3 protein-coding genes and 1 pseudogene are annotated in these 4,529 nt (G+C 70.5%); 3 read left to right on the top strand and 1 reads right to left on the bottom strand.

What is annotated here, in order from left to right:
- The first annotated feature begins 452 nt into the window (after window positions 1-452).
- A complete protein-coding gene (locus DLJ59_RS26855) occupies window positions 453-872 on the top strand; it encodes a protein-tyrosine phosphatase family protein (RefSeq protein ID WP_124775726.1) in 420 nt (139 codons plus the stop codon).
- A gap of 251 nt (window positions 873-1,123) precedes the next feature.
- Here DLJ59_RS26855 and DLJ59_RS26850 read toward each other — a convergent pair whose 3' ends face one another.
- Window positions 1,124-3,406, bottom strand: a complete 2,283-nt coding sequence (locus DLJ59_RS26850; RefSeq protein ID WP_124775724.1) for an ATP-binding cassette domain-containing protein — start codon at window positions 3,404-3,406, stop codon at window positions 1,124-1,126.
- 166 nt (window positions 3,407-3,572) lie between these two features.
- On the opposite strand from DLJ59_RS26850, the gene DLJ59_RS26845 reads away from it, so the two are divergent.
- On the top strand, window positions 3,573-4,301 hold the full coding sequence (locus tag DLJ59_RS26845) for a MerR family transcriptional regulator (RefSeq protein WP_208648847.1): 729 nt from the start codon (window positions 3,573-3,575) through the stop codon (window positions 4,299-4,301).
- Window positions 4,302-4,348: 47 nt separating this feature from the next.
- Window positions 4,349-4,529 (top strand): annotated as a pseudogene (locus tag DLJ59_RS26840) (D-alanyl-D-alanine carboxypeptidase); the annotation flags it as partial.

The following is a 4,529-nucleotide window of genomic DNA, read 5'->3' as shown; positions in this document are numbered from 1 at the left end:
CCGGGGTGCCGGCCAGCGGCCTTTCCGTTGCATCCGACCCGCCAGACCTCAGGGAGGCTGAGGATGCGGTGCCGTCGGTGCCTGTCGGAAGTGGGTGGCGTGGTTCGGTCGGTGGTTGCCGGCGAGATCTTGGACAGTTTCCGTTCTGCCAGAACGGAAACTGTCCAAGATCTCGCGGGACATGGCCGAAGCGCCGTGCGTGGGTGGGTGGGTGCGGCAGAGAGCGGGGAACAAGGTGGGGGTTCGGCTGGTTGTGGACAGTGTGTCGGTGTGACTCAGTGTCCCCGGGCCTCACCTAATATTGCCCTCGCGGAATACCGTTCGGCTGGAGCCGCGTCGTGCCACTCGCCGAGAGGCGACCTGCACACCGACACCAGTGCCGCCCCCGGCTCACCGGCCGGGGGCGGCACTGTCTGTGCCCGTTGATCAGAGCGCGGCGGCACAATGTCCTGGTGACTGACGCATCGCCGTGGTCCGAGCAGTCGGGCGTGCTCGTACTCCCCAGTGGGGCGAGGGTACGTGGACGCCGCATCGCTGCCGCGGCCTCGCCCGCCGACTTCGCCGTGCTGCTGGCCCCTGGTCCGGAGCCGGCCTGGCCGCATCGGCGGATCCGGTGGCCCGATTTTTGGGTACCGCTCGACCGCGCCGAAGCCCTCGACGCGCTGGGGGAGGCGCTGCGGCGGGCGCACGACGGTGAACGCGTCGAGGTGGCCTGCCGGGGTGGAATGGGCCGCACCGGCACGGCCCTCGCCGCGCTGGCGATCCTCGACGGCCTGCCGGTCGAGCGGGCCGTGCCGTGGGTTCGGGCCGGCTATCACCCGAAGGCGGTCGAGACCCCCTGGCAGCGGCGCTGGCTGCGCCGCGTCAGCTGACCACCGCGTCGGATCACCGCCGCCGAGCAGCCGCTGGCGCCCGCCCCGACACCGCCACCCGTGCCGGCCACCCGTGCCGGCCACCCGTGCCGGCCACCCGTGCCGGCCACCCGTGCCGGCCACCCGTGCCGGCCACCCGTGCCGGCCACCCGTGCCGGCCCTCCGTGCCGGCCACCCGTGCCGGCCCTCCGTGCCGGCCACCTGGGCCGGCGTCGCATGCCGTGTTCCGGGTCGATGTCGGGGCGGCGGTGTCAGCAGCGGCCGACCGCCGCCGGGGCGTTGACGTATTCGCGGAGGTGCTTGGCGGTGAGGGTGTCGCCGGTGGCGACCAGGTCGGCTGGTGTGCCGGTGAAGACGATGCGGCCGCCGTCGTGGCCGGCGCCGGGGCCGAGATCGATGAGCCAGTCGGCGTGTGCCATGACCGCCTGGTGGTGTTCGATGACGATCACCGTGTTTCCGGCGTCGACCATTCGGTCGAGCAGGGCCAGCAGTTGGTCCACGTCCGCCAGGTGCAGACCGGTGGTCGGCTCGTCCAGGACGTACGTGGTGGTCTTCTCGGCGAGGTGGATGGCGAGCTTGAGTCGTTGCCGTTCGCCGCCGGACAGGGTGGTCAGTGGCTGGCCGAGGCTGAGGTAGCCCAGCCCGACGTCGACCAGCCGACCGAGGATGAGGTGCGGGAAGAACGCGTACGCCTCGGTGACGGACATGGCCAGCACCTCGCTGATGTTCTTGCCGCGCAGCGTGTAGGTGAGCACCTTGTCGGTGAAGCGTCGCCCCTCGCACCGTTCGCAGACGCTCGCGACGCCGGCCATCATCGCCAGGTCGGTGTAGATGAGTCCGATCCCCTTGCAGGCTGGGCAGGCGCCCTCGGAGTTGGCGCTGAACAGCGCGGCCTTGACCCCGTTGGCCTTGGCGAAGGCGGTACGGATCGGGTCGAGCAGCCCGCTGTAGGTGGCCGGGTTGCTGCGTCGTGAGCCACGGATCGGGGACTGGTCGACGATGACGACCTGGGACCGGCCGCGCAGCGAGCCGTGGATCAGTGAGCTCTTGCCGGAGCCGGCCACGCCGGTGACCACGGTGAGTACCCCGAGTGGGATGTCCACGTCCACGTCGCGCAGGTTGTGCAGGTCGGCTTGGCGGATGGCGAGTTGTCCGGTCGGCTTGCGCACCGCCTCGCGCACTGTCACCCGGTGGTCCAGGTGCCGCCCGGTGAGCGTGTCGGAGCGGCGCAGGCCGGGGACGTTGCCGGTGAAGCAGATCCGGCCCCCGTCGGTGCCGGCGCCCGGCCCGAGGTCGACGACGTGATCGGCGATGGTGATGGTTTCCGGTTTGTGCTCCACCACCAGCACGGTGTTGCCCTTGTCGCGCAGCCGTAGCAGGAGGTCGTTCATTCGGGCGATGTCGTGCGGGTGCAGGCCGACTGTGGGTTCGTCGAAGACGTACGTGACGTCGGAGAGGCTGGAGCCGAGGTGCCGGACCATTTTCACCCGTTGCGCCTCCCCGCCGGACAGGGTCGCTGACTCCCGGTCCAGGCTGAGGTAGCCCAGACCGATCTCGACCAGGGAGTCCAGCAGGTCGCGAAGGTTGGCGATCAGCGGCGCGGCCCCCGGGTCGTCGATGGTGCGGACGAACGCGGCCAGGTCGCTGATCTGCATGGCGGAGCAGGCGGCGATGGTGTGCCCGGCGATCCGTGACGACAGGGCCGCCGCGTTGAGTCGGGTGCCGCCGCAGTCGCCGCAGCTGGTGAAGGTGACCGCCCGGTCGACGAAGGCGCGGATGTGCGGTTGCATCGACTCGCGGTCCTTGGCGAGGAGGAGCCGTTTGACCTTGACCGCGAGGCCCTCGTACGTCCAGTTGTTGCCGCCCACCTTGATCTTGGTTGCGGGCTTGTGCAGGAAGTCCTCCCACTGTTGCGGGGTGAAGTCCTGGAGTTTGACGTCGGGGTCGAACAGGCCGGAGCCGACGATGGTCTGCCAGTACCAGGAGTCGACAGCGAAGTTGGGCACGGTGATCGCGCCGTCGTTGAGGGAGCGCTCGACGTCCACCAACTCGTTGACGTCGAGGTCGGAGACCCGACCCAACCCTTCGCAGGTGGGGCACATGCCCTCGGGCAGGTTGAAGCTGAACGCTCCGGCGCCGCCGATGGCTGGCTGGCCGAGCCGGCTGAAGAGGATCCGCAGCATGGCGTACGCGTCGGTGGCGGTGCCGACGGTGGAGCGGGAGTTGACCCCCATCCGTTCCTGGTCGACGACGATGGCGGCGCTGAGGTTGCGCAGCGAGTCGACGTCGGGCCGGTTGTGGTTCGGCATGAACGACTGGAGAAACGCGCTGTACGTCTCGTTGATCATGCGCTGGGACTCGGCGGCGATGGTGCCGAAGACCAGCGACGACTTGCCCGACCCGGAGACGCCGGTGAAGACGGTCAACCGGCGTTTGGGGATGTCGACCGAGATGTTGTCGAGGTTGTTCTCCCGCGCCCCGCGTACTTCGATCATGTCGTGGCTGTCGGCGGCGGACCATGCTGGCTGCGACATACGAACCCTTCACGGAATCGTGGCGGGACCTTCTCCCGCCGAGTACTGGCAGGTTCTATTGTCTCATTCATGTCCATGTAGAGACTTTTGCCGAGATTCGTGCGTTGGTGCCGGCGGGACGCCCCGTAAAGTCTCAAATCACGTGGTAAGCGGTACGGTGGCTCGCGTGGACGTCGCTACGAAGGATCGGCTGCGCGCGGTGGACCTGGCGGCCACCGTCGGGATCTCGGTGCAGCAGGTGCGCAACTACGTCGAGTTGGGGGTGCTGCCGTCGGTGCGCCGCACCGCGAGCGGCTACCGGATCTTCACCGACGAACACGCCCGGGCCCTGACCGTGGCGCGACGGTTGGCCGAGGGGCACGGCTGGTCCCGTACCCGGGAGATCATGGCCGCGGTGCACCGGGGCGACCTGCCGGCGGCCCTGGCGGCGCTCGACGGCGGCCATGCCGAGCTGGACCGGGAACGCGCCGAGATTCGCCGGGTACTCGGCGCCTTCGAGATGGTGCTGGCCAGCCCTCCGGCGACCCGGCCCGCGCCACGCCACGGCGCCCGCATCGGCGAGGTCGCCGCCCTGGTCGGGGTCCGGACCTCGCAGCTGCGGCTCTGGGAGGAGCGCGCGCTGCTGCGGCCGGGCCGCACCCCGGGCACCAACTACCGGGTGTACGACGAGGCGGAGCTACGCGCCGCGCAGGTGATCGCGTTGCTGCGCCGGGGCGCGTACCCCTTCGAGATCATCGCCGCGGTGCTGGGTGAGCTGCGGACCACCGGCAGCGCGCAGCGGGTCCGCGCCGAACTGGCCCGCCGCGAGCAGGAGTTGCACACCCGCAGCCTGCGCCGGCTGCGGGGCAGTGCCGCCCTGCACGACTACCTGTGCGGTCGCGGCGACGCGAGTTGACCGGCATCCCGTCCCGCCGGGCGATCTTCGTGACTAGGGTCGGGCACATGAGAGCTGCGCTGCTGGCGGCCACGACGTCCGCCGTTCTGCTCGCGCCGGTGCCGGTCGGTGCGGCGGGAGCATCCGCCGCGCCGACGGTGCGTTGCCCCCGCGTCCCGGTGTCGGGGGTGTCCCGCCCACCCCGGCCGTCGCCGCCGCCCGCCGTTCCCGAGCAGCGGATCGTCGGCG

The organism is Micromonospora inaquosa, from assembly GCF_003857055.1.
Lineage (GTDB): Bacteria > Actinomycetota > Actinomycetes > Mycobacteriales > Micromonosporaceae > Micromonospora > Micromonospora inaquosa.
Note: the sequence above shows the minus strand (reverse complement) of the source record. Positions and strands in the feature narration are given on the sequence as shown.

What these genes read in the sequence shown, in the direction of transcription:
- DLJ59_RS26850 (WP_124775724.1), bottom strand. Translation starts at nt 3,406, where the DNA reads ATGTCGCAGCCAGCATGGTCCGCCGCCGACAGCCACGACATGATCGAA.